We start from the raw sequence: 16899 nt of genomic DNA on the forward strand, positions 1-16899 counted from the left end.
CTAAATGGATATAACAAACAACGCGCGTTTGTAAGAAAGTGCACGGGCAATTAGTAACGCTCGGCTTTGATGTTGCCACCTTTACACCTGCGTCCTATCAACGTCATCGTCTATAACGACCCTAAGAAATCTAATCTTGTGGCCGGCTTCGTACTTAGATGCTTTCAGCACTTATCCGATCCCGACTTAGATACCCAGCGATGCACCTGGCGGCACAACTGGTAAACCAGAGGTCAGTCCAACACGGTCCTCTCGTACTAGTGTCAGAGCCACGCAAATTTCATACGCCCACGATAGATAGAGACCGAACTGTCTCACGACGTTCTGAACCCAGCTCGCGTGCCACTTTAATGGGCGAACAGCCCAACCCTTGGGACCTTCTCCAGCCCCAGGATGTGACGAGCCGACATCGAGGTGCCAAACCCCTCCGTCGATATGAGCTCTTGGGAGGGATCAGCCTGTTATCCCCGGAGTACCTTTTATCCTTTGAGCGATGTCCCTTCCATGCGGAAACACCGGATCACTATGCTCTAGTTTCCTACCTGATCGACTTGTCTGTCTCCCAGTCAAGCACCCTTATGCCATTACACTCTACGGACGGTTACCAATCGTCCTGAGGGTACCTTTAGAAGCCTCCGTTACACTTTTGGAGGCGACCACCCCAGTCAAACTACCCACCAAACAATGTCCTCGCAAAAGCGAGTTAGAACTCAAACAATCAAAGGGTCGTATTTCAACAGCGACTCCACAAATACTAGCGTACCTGCTTCAAAGTCTCCGACCTATCCTACACATCAATGGCCCAAATTCAATGTTAAGCTATAGTAAAGGTTCACGGGGTCTTTTCGTCCCATCGCGGGTAATCGGCATCTTCACCGATACTACAATTTCACTGAGCTCACGGTTGAGACAGTGTCCAGATCATTACACCATTCGTGCAGGTCGGAACTTACCCGACAAGGAATTTCGCTACCTTAGGACCGTTATAGTTACGGCCGCCGTTTACTGGGGCTTCAATTCAATGCTTCTCTTGCGATGACATCTCCTCTTAACCTTCCAGCACCGGGCAGGTGTCAGGCTGTATACTTCATCTTTCGATTTTGCACAGCCCTGTGTTTTTGTTAAACAGTTGCCTGGACCTATTCTCTGCGCCCACATCGCTGTGGGACCCTTTATCCCGAAGTTACAGGGTCAATTTGCCTAGTTCCTTAACCGTGATTCACTCAAGCGCCTGAGTATATTCAACCCAACTACGTGTGTCCGTTTACGGTACGGGTACCTCAAAGATTATGTTTAGCGGATTTTCTTGGGAGTATGGTTACATGCGCTATTGAATTGTTCCGAAGAACGCTCCATACTATCAGGTTCGACTCTCGATACGGATTTGCCTGTATCGATCAACATCTACACCCTTTAACGAACATCCGTCTGTTCGCGGCATTGTCACTCCTCCGTCCCCACGTCACTCTTAAAGGTAGTACAGGAATATTAACCTGTTCTGCCATCGGCATCACCTGTCGGCTGAGCCTTAGGACCCGACTAACCCTGATCCGATTAGCGTTGATCAGGAAACCTTAGTCTTTCGGCGAGGGGGTTTCTCACCCCCTTTATCGTTACTTATACCTACATTTGCTTTTCCACAAGCTCCAGACAAGCTTACGCTTGGCCTTCAACGCGTAGTGGAATGCTCCCCTACCGATATTTACATATCCCACAGCTTCGGTAATACACTTAATGCCCGATTATTATCCACGCCAAACTCCTCGACTAGTGAGCTGTTACGCACTCTTTAAATGAATGGCTGCTTCCAAGCCAACATCCTAGCTGTCTTAGCAATCTGACTTCGTTAGTTCAACTTAGTGTATATTTGGGGACCTTAGCTGGTGGTCCGGATTCTTCTCCTTTAGGACATGGACCTTAGCACCCATGCCCTCACTCCCGTGATTAAACTAATGCGCATTCGGAGTTTATCAAGACTTGATAGGCGGCGAAGCCCTCGCATCTTATCAGTCGCTCTACCTCACATTAGTAACTCACGAGGCTGCACCTAAATGCATTTCGGGGAGTACGAGCTATCTCCAAGTTTGATTAGCCTTTCACCCCCACCCTCAACTCATCCAGAAGCTTTTCAACGCTTATTGGTTCGGTCCTCCAGCTAGTGTTACCTAGCCTTCAACCTGGTCAAGGGTAGATCACTTGGTTTCGCGTCTACTCCTACCGACTATACGCCCTATTCAGACTCGCTTTCGCTTCGGCTGCAGATCTCAAGATCCTTAACCTGGCCGGTAAAAGTAACTCGTAGGTTCATTATGCAAAAGGCACGCCGTCACAGCATAAAGCTGCTCCGACCGCTTGTAGGCGCACGGTTTCAGGGACTATTTCACTCTTCTATTCGAAGTGCTTTTCACCTTTCCTTCACAGTACTGGTTCGCTATCGGTCTCTCGGGAGTATTTAGCCTTACCGGATGGTCCCGGCAGATTCAGACAGGATTTCACGTGTCCCGCCCTACTCAGGATACCACTAGGATCTTTTAAACTTCGAATACGCAACTATCATGCGCTATGGTTGAACTTTCCAGATCATTCTTCTCATTTAAACAGATTCCACAACGTGGTCCTACAACCCCATCACATGCCGTAACATGGATGGTTTGGGCTGTTCCCCGTTCGCTCGCCACTACTAGGGGAATCATTATTATTTTCTTTTCCTACAGGTACTAAGATGTTTCAGTTCCCTGCGTTAGCCTCCTGACATAATCAGGATGATATTTCTTCAAAATATCAGGTTGTCCCATTCGGAAATCCGCGGATCAAAGGTTATTTGCACCTACCCGCAGCTTATCGCAGCTTATCACGTCCTTCATCGCCTCCGAGAGCCAAGGCATCCGCCATGCGCCCTTATTTACTTTCTTACAAACGTTCACTGTTACTATAAAAGTAACATGCGTAAAGTTTGATATATACTTTTAGCTCTTACTAAATTTTTACTTTTTGTACAACATGTCAAAGATCGTTTTTCTTATGTCTCAAAGAAAAGGTGGAGAATAACGGATTCGAACCGTTGACCCCCTGCGTGCAAGGCAGGTGCTCTAGCCAGCTGAGCTAATCCCCCGAAGTAACAAAAAAAGAGATGGTCATCCAAATCTCGTACATCGGTAGTCCCAGGCAGAGTTGAACTGCCGACCTCTACATTATCAGTGTAGCGCTCTAACCAACTGAGCTATAGGACTGTCAGTACACTCGTGCCTAAAATAGGCCCGGCTTCTTTTTATCTCTTGTTTATCCTTATTAAAGATCTATATCTTAAATAAACAAGTACCAGTAGTACAAAAACCAAGAACCATTAATCGTCATTTGAACGGTATCGCTCCAGAAAGGAGGTGTTCCAGCCGCACCTTCCGGTACGGCTACCTTGTTACGACTTAGCCCCAATTACCAGTTTTACCCTAGGACGCTCCTTACGGTTACGTACTTCAGGTACCCCCGGCTTTCATGGCTTGACGGGCGGTGTGTACAAGGCCCGGGAACGTATTCACCGCGCCGTGGCTGATGCGCGATTACTAGCGAATCCAGCTTCATGGAGTCGGGTTGCAGACTCCAATCCGAACTGAGAGAGGTTTTGGGGATTAGCATCACGTCGCCGTGTAGCTGCCTGTTGTACCTCCCATTGTAACACGTGTGTAGCCCCGGACGTAAGGGCCGTGCTGATTTGACGTCATCCCCACCTTCCTCACATCTTACGACGGCAGTCTCTCTAGAGTCCTCAGCATGACCTGTTAGTAACTAAAGATAAGGGTTGCGCTCGTTATGGCACTTAAGCCGACACCTCACGGCACGAGCTGACGACAACCATGCAGCACCTTCACAAATGCCTTGCGGCTATAATCTTTCAACTATATTCATTTGCAATTTAAGCCCGGGTAAGGTTCCTCGCGTATCATCGAATTAAACCACATGTTCCTCCGCTTGTGCGGGCCCCCGTCAATTCCTTTGAGTTTCACCGTTGCCGGCGTACTCCCCAGGTGGAATACTTAACGCTTTCGCTTGGCCGCTTACTGTATATCGCAAACAGCGAGTATTCATCGTTTACTGTGTGGACTACCAGGGTATCTAATCCTGTTTGATACCCACACTTTCGAGCATCAGTGTCAGTAACAGTCTAGTCAGCTGCCTTCGCAATTGGAGTTCTTCGTGATATCTAAGCATTTCACCGCTACACCACGAATTCCGCTAACCTCTACTGTACTCAAGACTGACAGTATCAACTGCAATTTTACGGTTGAGCCGCAAACTTTCACAGCTGACTTACCAGCCCACCTACGCTCCCTTTAAACCCAATAAATCCGGATAACGCTCGCATCCTCCGTATTACCGCGGCTGCTGGCACGGAGTTAGCCGATGCTTATTCATAATGGTACATACAAAACACCACACGTGGCGCACTTTATTCCCATATAAAAGAAGTTTACAACCCATAGGGCAGTCATCCTTCACGCTACTTGGCTGGTTCAGACTTCCGTCCATTGACCAATATTCCTCACTGCTGCCTCCCGTAGGAGTTTGGACCGTGTCTCAGTTCCAATGTGGGGGACCTTCCTCTCAGAACCCCTATCCATCGTAGGTTTGGTGGGCCGTTACCCCGCCAACTGCCTAATGGAACGCATTCCCATCGATAACCGAAATTCTTTAATATTTTCAACATGCGAAGAAAATATACTATCGAGTATTAATCTTTCTTTCGAAAGGCTATCCCCGAGTTATCGGAAGGTTGAATACGTGTTACTCACCCGTGCGCCGGTCGCCAGCAGATTATTGCTAATCCCTGATGCCCCTCGACTTGCATGTGTTAAGCCTGTAGCTAGCGTTCATCCTGAGCCAGGATCAAACTCTTCATTGTAATAATATTGTTTGAATATTAACTCTTATATAAATAAAAGCCAATACCTTTTTAGCTCTGTTCAGGATACCGTAAAAATTTATTGACGATCTAATAATACCTAATAATAAGTATTGACGGTTCTTGTTTTTTACTTGTACTACTTGTATTGTTTATCAATATTTCAAAGAACGTGGCTTCTGATCAAATCTTCGATTCAAAAGCGGGTGCAAAGGTAAAACTCTTTAAGCAAACCACCAAACGTTTTGGAAAGTTTTTTTTAAAGTTAATCTTTCAGGTTTTTTCAACTTCAAATCAGTAAACTCTCTTGCGAAAGAACCATTCAAAATCGAAAGGCTGAAAACCTAAGCGAATCGGACTGCAAAGATACAAACTTTAATATTAAAACAACAACTCTTTTCGAAGTTATTTTTAATTTAATTTTTAAAGCGAATCAAAGTCACCTCAAAAGGAAACTACTGAAAAAAGTATCCGGAGAACCCATTCGGCCATCGAACCAAAGCAAAATGTCAATCAAAAGGCTTTGTCTCTCTTGCAAAGCGGATGCAAAAGTAGAGCATTAATTGTACATATTCAAATTTTATTGAACTTTATTTGTAAAAAAAAGAATCAATGAAATATAACTATCTATAAATCAATATTTAGCTAAAAATCTTTTAGAACGCATAAAACGATATTGAATCATCAAATTAGATAGTCATGCAACAAGTGAGACTAAATTATTATATCGAAAAGGAAACACACAACAACAATATCACCTTCAAAAGGAAACAAATCCGTAAATAATCAATCGACAAAATATTGGAGTTATAGTACGACTCTAATCATGGCTTACAACGGTAATTACCCATAAAGAATAAGAGATGGATAAGGATTCTGAATAATTCAGGGCTATTCAAAGTAGTCCAAAGGCATTTATGGTGATTATGTGAATATAAGAGTATATTGATTAAACTGGCTGGATCAATAGATCTGTCAGATGTAACGATATACGTTATATGCAATCGCACATAACTATGCACGTTTGTGTAATGTGGGTTATTACGTGTAGTTATGTACAGTGATAATGTACAGCGTGGCAATCATGCGCGGTAAGATGTAGATGTAGGTGTACCTAACATCAGTCAATGTCTCTTCATCTGTATATTCAATCGGGGCCTATCAATGGAGGTTTGAAGAAGAAAAGCTGCATCAGATTCATGGACGGGGTCAAAAGACATGGCACGATAGGAGATAACATAGCATCGAAGGAATGGGATGGAATGAAATAAGATGGGATGGGATGGTATGAGATAATGTAGCACAACATTGGATTGGATTAGATAAGAAGGCAAGGTAAGACAAGTTCAAACACTATTGCATGGTACAAAACAGCGCGGGCAGCACAAGACAGGACTGAAATAGAGGAACATATCAGTCGTCTCTTTACCGGAAGGATCAAAGAATGTATTCATCTCAGCAGAATTATCTTTAATATATCCGCTACCTTGCTTCTCCATTTTGGAGTTCAATTTGGTTGAAGCAAACTGACGATTAAGGGTACTAGTTGCACCAGACAGCCCAGACCGATACCCAAGACAACGGCACGGCAGGGCACAAAAAAAAGACCCTTCGAAACATTACTGAATCGAAGGGTCAATCAAAATGGCGGCTACCTACTCTCCCACTGTTACGCAGTACCATCGGCGTGACGAGGCTTAACTTCTCTGTTCGGAATGGGAAGAGGTGGAACCCTCGTGCTATAACCACCTAAAAAAGGTTATGACATGTGTACAGTAAAAATTTAGACTCCTAAAAAGGATAGCTAAATGGATATAACAAACAACGCGCGTTTGTAAGAAAGTGCACGGGCAATTAGTAACGCTCGGCTTTGATGTTGCCACCTTTACACCTGCGTCCTATCAACGTCATCGTCTATAACGACCCTAAGAAATCTAATCTTGTGGCCGGCTTCGTACTTAGATGCTTTCAGCACTTATCCGATCCCGACTTAGATACCCAGCGATGCACCTGGCGGCACAACTGGTAAACCAGAGGTCAGTCCAACACGGTCCTCTCGTACTAGTGTCAGAGCCACGCAAATTTCATACGCCCACGATAGATAGAGACCGAACTGTCTCACGACGTTCTGAACCCAGCTCGCGTGCCACTTTAATGGGCGAACAGCCCAACCCTTGGGACCTTCTCCAGCCCCAGGATGTGACGAGCCGACATCGAGGTGCCAAACCCCTCCGTCGATATGAGCTCTTGGGAGGGATCAGCCTGTTATCCCCGGAGTACCTTTTATCCTTTGAGCGATGTCCCTTCCATGCGGAAACACCGGATCACTATGCTCTAGTTTCCTACCTGATCGACTTGTCTGTCTCCCAGTCAAGCACCCTTATGCCATTACACTCTACGGACGGTTACCAATCGTCCTGAGGGTACCTTTAGAAGCCTCCGTTACACTTTTGGAGGCGACCACCCCAGTCAAACTACCCACCAAACAATGTCCTCGCAAAAGCGAGTTAGAACTCAAACAATCAAAGGGTCGTATTTCAACAGCGACTCCACAAATACTAGCGTACCTGCTTCAAAGTCTCCGACCTATCCTACACATCAATGGCCCAAATTCAATGTTAAGCTATAGTAAAGGTTCACGGGGTCTTTTCGTCCCATCGCGGGTAATCGGCATCTTCACCGATACTACAATTTCACTGAGCTCACGGTTGAGACAGTGTCCAGATCATTACACCATTCGTGCAGGTCGGAACTTACCCGACAAGGAATTTCGCTACCTTAGGACCGTTATAGTTACGGCCGCCGTTTACTGGGGCTTCAATTCAATGCTTCTCTTGCGATGACATCTCCTCTTAACCTTCCAGCACCGGGCAGGTGTCAGGCTGTATACTTCATCTTTCGATTTTGCACAGCCCTGTGTTTTTGTTAAACAGTTGCCTGGACCTATTCTCTGCGCCCACATCGCTGTGGGACCCTTTATCCCGAAGTTACAGGGTCAATTTGCCTAGTTCCTTAACCGTGATTCACTCAAGCGCCTGAGTATATTCAACCCAACTACGTGTGTCCGTTTACGGTACGGGTACCTCAAAGATTATGTTTAGCGGATTTTCTTGGGAGTATGGTTACATGCGCTATTGAATTGTTCCGAAGAACGCTCCATACTATCAGGTTCGACTCTCGATACGGATTTGCCTGTATCGATCAACATCTACACCCTTTAACGAACATCCGTCTGTTCGCGGCATTGTCACTCCTCCGTCCCCACGTCACTCTTAAAGGTAGTACAGGAATATTAACCTGTTCTGCCATCGGCATCACCTGTCGGCTGAGCCTTAGGACCCGACTAACCCTGATCCGATTAGCGTTGATCAGGAAACCTTAGTCTTTCGGCGAGGGGGTTTCTCACCCCCTTTATCGTTACTTATACCTACATTTGCTTTTCCACAAGCTCCAGACAAGCTTACGCTTGGCCTTCAACGCGTAGTGGAATGCTCCCCTACCGATATTTACATATCCCACAGCTTCGGTAATACACTTAATGCCCGATTATTATCCACGCCAAACTCCTCGACTAGTGAGCTGTTACGCACTCTTTAAATGAATGGCTGCTTCCAAGCCAACATCCTAGCTGTCTTAGCAATCTGACTTCGTTAGTTCAACTTAGTGTATATTTGGGGACCTTAGCTGGTGGTCCGGATTCTTCTCCTTTAGGACATGGACCTTAGCACCCATGCCCTCACTCCCGTGATTAAACTAATGCGCATTCGGAGTTTATCAAGACTTGATAGGCGGCGAAGCCCTCGCATCTTATCAGTCGCTCTACCTCACATTAGTAACTCACGAGGCTGCACCTAAATGCATTTCGGGGAGTACGAGCTATCTCCAAGTTTGATTAGCCTTTCACCCCCACCCTCAACTCATCCAGAAGCTTTTCAACGCTTATTGGTTCGGTCCTCCAGCTAGTGTTACCTAGCCTTCAACCTGGTCAAGGGTAGATCACTTGGTTTCGCGTCTACTCCTACCGACTATACGCCCTATTCAGACTCGCTTTCGCTTCGGCTGCAGATCTCAAGATCCTTAACCTGGCCGGTAAAAGTAACTCGTAGGTTCATTATGCAAAAGGCACGCCGTCACAGCATAAAGCTGCTCCGACCGCTTGTAGGCGCACGGTTTCAGGGACTATTTCACTCTTCTATTCGAAGTGCTTTTCACCTTTCCTTCACAGTACTGGTTCGCTATCGGTCTCTCGGGAGTATTTAGCCTTACCGGATGGTCCCGGCAGATTCAGACAGGATTTCACGTGTCCCGCCCTACTCAGGATACCACTAGGATCTTTTAAACTTCGAATACGCAACTATCATGCGCTATGGTTGAACTTTCCAGATCATTCTTCTCATTTAAACAGATTCCACAACGTGGTCCTACAACCCCATCACATGCCGTAACATGGATGGTTTGGGCTGTTCCCCGTTCGCTCGCCACTACTAGGGGAATCATTATTATTTTCTTTTCCTACAGGTACTAAGATGTTTCAGTTCCCTGCGTTAGCCTCCTGACATAATCAGGATGATATTTCTTCAAAATATCAGGTTGTCCCATTCGGAAATCCGCGGATCAAAGGTTATTTGCACCTACCCGCAGCTTATCGCAGCTTATCACGTCCTTCATCGCCTCCGAGAGCCAAGGCATCCGCCATGCGCCCTTATTTACTTTCTTACAAACGTTCACTGTTACTATAAAAGTAACATGCGTAAAGTTTGATATATACTTTTAGCTCTTACTAAATTTTTACTTTTTGTACAACATGTCAAAGATCGTTTTTCTTATGTCTCAAAGAAAAGGTGGAGAATAACGGATTCGAACCGTTGACCCCCTGCGTGCAAGGCAGGTGCTCTAGCCAGCTGAGCTAATCCCCCGAAGTAACAAAAAAAGAGATGGTCATCCAAATCTCGTACATCGGTAGTCCCAGGCAGAGTTGAACTGCCGACCTCTACATTATCAGTGTAGCGCTCTAACCAACTGAGCTATAGGACTGTCAGTACACTCGTGCCTAAAATAGGCCCGGCTTCTTTTTATCTCTTGTTTATCCTTATTAAAGATCTATATCTTAAATAAACAAGTACCAGTAGTACAAAAACCAAGAACCATTAATCGTCATTTGAACGGTATCGCTCCAGAAAGGAGGTGTTCCAGCCGCACCTTCCGGTACGGCTACCTTGTTACGACTTAGCCCCAATTACCAGTTTTACCCTAGGACGCTCCTTACGGTTACGTACTTCAGGTACCCCCGGCTTTCATGGCTTGACGGGCGGTGTGTACAAGGCCCGGGAACGTATTCACCGCGCCGTGGCTGATGCGCGATTACTAGCGAATCCAGCTTCATGGAGTCGGGTTGCAGACTCCAATCCGAACTGAGAGAGGTTTTGGGGATTAGCATCACGTCGCCGTGTAGCTGCCTGTTGTACCTCCCATTGTAACACGTGTGTAGCCCCGGACGTAAGGGCCGTGCTGATTTGACGTCATCCCCACCTTCCTCACATCTTACGACGGCAGTCTCTCTAGAGTCCTCAGCATGACCTGTTAGTAACTAAAGATAAGGGTTGCGCTCGTTATGGCACTTAAGCCGACACCTCACGGCACGAGCTGACGACAACCATGCAGCACCTTCACAAATGCCTTGCGGCTATAATCTTTCAACTATATTCATTTGCAATTTAAGCCCGGGTAAGGTTCCTCGCGTATCATCGAATTAAACCACATGTTCCTCCGCTTGTGCGGGCCCCCGTCAATTCCTTTGAGTTTCACCGTTGCCGGCGTACTCCCCAGGTGGAATACTTAACGCTTTCGCTTGGCCGCTTACTGTATATCGCAAACAGCGAGTATTCATCGTTTACTGTGTGGACTACCAGGGTATCTAATCCTGTTTGATACCCACACTTTCGAGCATCAGTGTCAGTAACAGTCTAGTCAGCTGCCTTCGCAATTGGAGTTCTTCGTGATATCTAAGCATTTCACCGCTACACCACGAATTCCGCTAACCTCTACTGTACTCAAGACTGACAGTATCAACTGCAATTTTACGGTTGAGCCGCAAACTTTCACAGCTGACTTACCAGCCCACCTACGCTCCCTTTAAACCCAATAAATCCGGATAACGCTCGCATCCTCCGTATTACCGCGGCTGCTGGCACGGAGTTAGCCGATGCTTATTCATAATGGTACATACAAAACACCACACGTGGCGCACTTTATTCCCATATAAAAGAAGTTTACAACCCATAGGGCAGTCATCCTTCACGCTACTTGGCTGGTTCAGACTTCCGTCCATTGACCAATATTCCTCACTGCTGCCTCCCGTAGGAGTTTGGACCGTGTCTCAGTTCCAATGTGGGGGACCTTCCTCTCAGAACCCCTATCCATCGTAGGTTTGGTGGGCCGTTACCCCGCCAACTGCCTAATGGAACGCATTCCCATCGATAACCGAAATTCTTTAATATTTTCAACATGCGAAGAAAATATACTATCGAGTATTAATCTTTCTTTCGAAAGGCTATCCCCGAGTTATCGGAAGGTTGAATACGTGTTACTCACCCGTGCGCCGGTCGCCAGCGGATTATTGCTAATCCCTGATGCCCCTCGACTTGCATGTGTTAAGCCTGTAGCTAGCGTTCATCCTGAGCCAGGATCAAACTCTTCATTGTAATAATATTGTTTGAATATTAACTCTTATATAAATAAAAGCCAATACCTTGTTAGCTCTGTTCAGGATACCGTAAAAATTTATTGACGATCTAATAATACCTAATAATAAGTATTGACGGTTCTTGTTTTTTTACTTGTACTACTTGTATTGTTTATCAATATTTCAAAGAACGTGGCTTCTGATCAAATCTTCGATTCAAAAGCGGGTGCAAAGGTAAAACTCTTTAAGCAAAACACCAAACGTTTTGGAAAGTTTTTTTTTAGAATTAATCTTTCAGCTAATTTAAGATCAACATAAAGAGATCTTAAAAAAGAATATCCTCGCAACCATTAGCGATCAAACCAAAGCAACATTTCAATCAAAAGGCTTTGTCTCTCTTGCAAAGCGAATGCAAAAGTAGAGCATTAAACACCAATACGCAAATACTTAGAAAGGTTTTTTGAAAGTTTTTTGAATAAAAAAACGTAATCAACTGGATAACAGATGTGTTATAAAGCATAATTTCAAGGGAGTGAACCAAGTCGGTGGAAAAGACACACCATATAATATTCACACGCATGCGCGAGAGCGCGAACAAGTAGTATATGCAGAAGCATCAATAAGACGTCCGCATAGCACATCTGGGCATTGTCTAGGACAAATAAAGGCAAACTAATTCTTTCTTAGAATAAGTTTTAATTCGAAATCCAGATTCTTTAATGTGATTTCTATTCATGATTAAGGCATCGGTTAAACCATAAAGATACAAAATAAGCACAAACTTAACGACCCCACTCGGAGCCAACCCAACCTTCGAATTAATATCTCATGTTTTGCATACCAAAAAGCTAGGCTTTTGTGAAATTTTCAAGCTTCATCTATTGCTTTTATTCGCAGTCTTTAGTAATTTTGTTAGGAAATGTTTAATCGTTTGCCTATAGGCGAACGAAAGAAACACCATAGGCGGACAAAAGTTTGCCTATAGGCGAACAAAAGAACACCTATAGGCAAACTAATAAGCCATCGCATCCCAACGACTTACCCCTTGCGACGGAATACACTAGCTTTAGTGAACCAACCATTTAATCGAACTATAAAAACAAGAAAAGAAATGAGTGTTTATTTGACCTTTACCCTTCGGGAGATGTTAAACAAACCGGCGAGGAACAACCGCTTTATCCTCGCGTGGTTGCGAAAGGAACCATTGATAAGGAAGAATTTCTTGAACACGTCAGCTGATGCCAAATCGTCTCCAACCGAAGAGCTATCGTAATTTTAGTTTTTTCCGATGCAAAGGCGTCTTCACAAAATACTGATTATAAATAATACCAAAAACAATTAAACCCAAACCAATATATGTGGTGAATACAATTTCTTCTCCTAAAACAATAGAAATAAAGAAAAGGGATAAGAAGGGAGCAAAATAACACATTTGATTAATTAAAGCCGGATTAGTCGTTGTTCGCATTGCTAGTCCAAAGAAGATAAAAGGAATTCCAATCTCGAAACATCCGATGTATATCCCAGAAACCAGTGCAGTAGATGAACCAATATGAACGCCAACAAACAATGCTCCAATCAATAAATAAGAAGCGCCAAACAAAAAACTCATAAACAGACTCACGCTTGAATCAATACTTTCATTCCGATTACTAATCAGCCAATAACTAGCCCAAAGAAAAGCACTCAATCCGGCTAATAGTAACCCTTCAACACCGATCACTTTGCCATTAAAACTTCCTCCCATACTAATAAACGCCACACCAACTAAAGACAAAAACATACCAAAATATTTTTTAGGAGGAATGGGTTGATGCCCAAAGATCGCTAGAAGGAGTAAAAGTACGATTGGCCAAGCATAGCTAATAGGTTGAGCCACTTGAGCAGGAAGAAGATTATAAGCTTTAAATAAAACCAAATAATAAGAAACAGGATTAATAAGCCCAATGACTGCAAAATATAGCCACAGTTTAGGAGACAACTCCCGTACTAAATGCCATTTTCGTTGACAAGTCAGGAGACAAGTAAAGATCAGTAAAGCCGTGCAACTAGCTATTAGAATCATCTCAAAATGAGTCAGATGCTTTAACGCAATTTTAAACGCTGTAGCCACTGTAGACCAACTCAACACAGCCACTCCGGCATAAACCACAGACTGCTTATTTTTTTCCATAGTATGATTAAATTAAGACAACAAATAGCCTTATCAAAACGGCACACAAAAGTAGTAATACTTTCTATTCCAACAAGCTTTTTCTATCTTTATTTAAGCAATACCTCAAAAGAAAAAAGGGAGCAATCAGAAAGCGTCAATTAAGGCATGACCCCCAATAAATAATCGGACAATGATCCCTCAAGATCCAACTTACGCTTTAAACGATATCGTTTAAGTTCAACACTTTTCTGAGTAATGTTCAAAACCGCAGCAATATCTTTGGTCGATAAGTTAGAACGGATCAGACAACAGAATTTAAGATCTTGTGAAGACAATTCCGGATGTATAGATTTTAAGAAGACCAAGAAATCTCGATTAACCTCTTGATAATAATTCTGAAACAAGATAAAATCTTTATCTAAACTCATCCCTCTTGAAACAATCTTCTTAAGTTTATCGTATAGATTTCGAGGATAGCGATCCCCTAAAAACTCTTTTTGTCGATCTAGTTCATCAGAAATGGCAAGTAGCAATTCCTGTTTTTGAGAAATTGCACGCAACTTATTATTAATCTCATTTTTTTGAGCATTTATGGTTTCCTTAAGCTTCTCGTTAGTCAATTTGACGATTTGTTCATCTTTCAAATGCTGTTCCAACTGATATTGTCTCATCATTTTCTCTTTTTTCCTTTGGTAACGCTTTCTGGTCAGCATAAACACAACGAACAACAATAAAAGAATATATAAAACAAGCGCTATTCTCGATAAATAGAAAGGTAAGAACACATTAATCTTCAAGGTCTTTTTATTTCCCCAAAAATCTTGAATCACAAGATGATGCTCACCTGCTAAAAGTTTACTAAACTCAATCGTTCCATTTTTGACCCAATCACTCCAGGCATTTTCATCACCATTTTCCAACTTAAATTTCAACAAATTAGAACTTGTAGAAATGGGCTGAGCTACCATAAACCGAACATTTGTAGCATTATAAGGGATATCTATTTGATTTTCCTCATCTAACGACGCATGTTCCCACTTACCATTCATATAATATGAAACCATCGACAAGCGAATAGGCTTATCAGAGTAATGTTTTGCTTTCTTGATAAGAGCTGCATTCACAGACACAACGCCGTCTACTGATGAAAACAGATAGAGATCATCCTTTAAATGACTGACATACACTTTATTTTTTAACTGAGTCAGATTATAATTAGAAAACGATTCTCGTCCGATCTCTACAGCACCATTTAAAGTTATTCGATAAAGGAATAGTTCATGTCCTCTGCACACCCAATATTCATTATCTTTAGCATGAGCCACCCAATTAAACCCTTTAGCTGCACTCAAATCGCGAGTCAACTTGTTATTCAACACAAATTGATCCGTATCCGGAGAGTAGTTATACACCCCTTCCGGAGAAAAGAAATAAGTAATTCCATCAATACGTTGAATACTAATCCGACGGTAGTCTGTCAATCCCGGACGATCTTTGTATTGGACAATCTCATCAGCTTTCTCAAGCTTTTCATCAACACGAACCTTAAAGATTCCTTTTTGAGGATGAATAGCCCACAATAAGCGAATGCTCTCGGACATGATTTGTTCAAAGGTATTTGTTAAATTAGCCACTTGACTGTGCAATCGCCATTGCCCATTGATATATTCAAAGAACGTGATATAAAGATAAGTACAAGCTACTAAATATTCTTTCCCATTGTCAGCCACATACTCAAAGTGATAAATACCCTTAATAGGAGCAATCCATTCCCAATTTCCTTTATTCAATCGATAACATCCCCTATTCGTACCACATAACAAGTCGCCCTTAACCGCTTTAAAAGACATCACTTCTCCTAAATTTCCAATTTTAGATAAGACTTGATTAAATCCTTCATTAACAAAAAGTCCCTCGTTCGTTCCAATATAATAGTGCCCTTTATAAAAGCATGCTGTATGAAAGTTACCGATGTCATTACTCGATTTCCAGAGTCTCATTAACGGATTAACTTGTATATTCGAGATGCCGTTATCCAACGTTGCCCATAAATTATTACGATAATAGAGCAGTCGGTGCACCGTGTTATTTTTCAATTGGTCATATCTATCTATTTTCTCAAGTAACGTTCCATTCAAATCATAAATAAATATTCCACCTCCCAATGTTCCTATAGCCAAACGATCGTTTGAAATTAACGCACCACAATCCATCACATAAGGTTTCAATAAAGTCGAATCATAAATCCACTCTTTAGGTACTTGGTCTTTAGACTCTTTAAGATAGATTCGTCCAACATTCGTACCAAACAGATATCGATCTTTTCCTATTTTCAAGAAAAACTTCATCTCTTGATCTTTTAGGTAAATCGCCGGCACAAACTCCTGAAAAGCTCCATTCTTTAGTTGAAAAATTCCGCCGAATAATCGATGTACAAAAACATCCTTACCACATTGTTGAAGCAGCATATGGCAATCTTTAGAGATTTGTTTAAAAGAAGAACCATCATATTGAAGAATTTGAGAGAAACTCTGGAAATAGACAAACCGACCATCATCAGCTATGCTCCAATAACTATCTTCCGATATCATTGAATGATCAATTAGTGCCTCTAAAGACGTATAAGATAAAGTCCCATCTTCATTTTTTATCCAATACCCTATGCAATTATCGCCAGCCGTATAGATTCTATTCCCTACTTTATGAACTGCTCTAAGATTCTGCTGCTGTGGCAAAGCATTCAACATCCAGTTATTTCCATCGAAACTTAATAGCCCGGAATTGTTGGCAATATAGATCAAATCATTTTCTTGATCAATACAACCTCCCCAATTCTGAATATCGCCAGAATACTCACGAACACCATAATTAGAAATGTTATACCAAAAAAAATCATTGGCATGTACATAGAAAGAGAAGAATAAGAAAAAAAGAAACAATGTGTTTTTCTTCATAGAGGAAACCTTGATTAATAAATGAATCGCTTTAAAATTGATTCGAATACAATATTAAATAATAAAATAAGAATCGCCAACTATTATACTTATCTTTATCTATTTCATATCCACATCCTAGCTTTACTGAGGCGGGATTATTAGAAAAAAAGCAGAAAAAATAATATATCTATATTATTAATAATCAAATAATTAAACACCATTGATATAT

The 16899-nt window shown here is 42.6% G+C and carries 3 protein-coding genes, 4 tRNA genes, 5 rRNA genes and 1 pseudogene; 1 reads left to right on the forward strand and 12 read right to left on the reverse strand.

Features of this window, described 5'->3' with window-relative positions; translation table 11 throughout:
* Nucleotides 1-30: 30 nt before the first annotated feature.
* The 10 genes from AC4PG5_RS07070 to AC4PG5_RS07115 form a co-directional block, all read right to left on the reverse strand.
* A 23S ribosomal RNA gene (locus tag AC4PG5_RS07070) occupies nt 31-2912 on the reverse strand.
* A 126-nt stretch (nt 2913-3038) separates the two neighbouring features.
* Nucleotides 3039-3112 (reverse strand) — tRNA-Ala (locus AC4PG5_RS07075).
* 44 nt (nt 3113-3156) lie between these two features.
* Nucleotides 3157-3230: transfer RNA gene (locus tag AC4PG5_RS07080), tRNA-Ile, on the reverse strand.
* A gap of 143 nt (nt 3231-3373) precedes the next feature.
* Nucleotides 3374-4897, reverse strand: a 16S ribosomal RNA gene (locus AC4PG5_RS07085).
* A 1346-nt stretch (nt 4898-6243) separates the two neighbouring features.
* On the reverse strand, nt 6244-6396 hold the full coding sequence (locus AC4PG5_RS07090; RefSeq protein ID WP_492030773.1) for a hypothetical protein: 153 nt from the start codon (nt 6394-6396) through the stop codon (nt 6244-6246).
* Nucleotides 6397-6539: 143 nt separating this feature from the next.
* Nucleotides 6540-6650, reverse strand: a 5S ribosomal RNA gene (gene rrf / locus AC4PG5_RS07095).
* An 81-nt stretch (nt 6651-6731) separates the two neighbouring features.
* Nucleotides 6732-9613: ribosomal RNA gene (locus AC4PG5_RS07100) — 23S ribosomal RNA — on the reverse strand.
* A gap of 126 nt (nt 9614-9739) precedes the next feature.
* A tRNA-Ala gene (locus AC4PG5_RS07105) sits at nt 9740-9813 on the reverse strand.
* 44 nt (nt 9814-9857) lie between these two features.
* Nucleotides 9858-9931 (reverse strand) — tRNA-Ile (locus AC4PG5_RS07110).
* Between the two features lie 143 nt (nt 9932-10074).
* Nucleotides 10075-11598, reverse strand: a 16S ribosomal RNA gene (locus tag AC4PG5_RS07115).
* Together the 16S, 23S and 5S rRNA genes with 4 tRNA genes alongside form the textbook arrangement of a ribosomal RNA operon.
* A gap of 1157 nt (nt 11599-12755) precedes the next feature.
* On the opposite strand from AC4PG5_RS07115, the pseudogene AC4PG5_RS07120 reads away from it, so the two are divergent.
* Nucleotides 12756-12818: pseudogene (locus AC4PG5_RS07120) on the forward strand (hypothetical protein); the annotation flags it as partial.
* 25 nt (nt 12819-12843) lie between these two features.
* Here the strand turns inward: AC4PG5_RS07120 and AC4PG5_RS07125 are convergent.
* Both AC4PG5_RS07125 and AC4PG5_RS07130 read right to left on the reverse strand, forming a co-directional pair.
* Nucleotides 12844-13752, reverse strand: a complete 909-nt coding sequence (locus tag AC4PG5_RS07125; RefSeq protein ID WP_492028252.1) for a DMT family transporter — start codon at nt 13750-13752, stop codon at nt 12844-12846.
* Nucleotides 13753-13892: 140 nt separating this feature from the next.
* The gene (locus AC4PG5_RS07130) at nt 13893-16688 is read right to left on the reverse strand and encodes a helix-turn-helix and ligand-binding sensor domain-containing protein (protein WP_492028253.1); all 2796 of its coding nucleotides are present in this window, start codon (nt 16686-16688) and stop codon (nt 13893-13895) included.
* Nucleotides 16689-16899: the final 211 nt, after the last annotated feature.

This window comes from Bacteroides sp. QWL-09 (genome assembly GCF_058683585.1).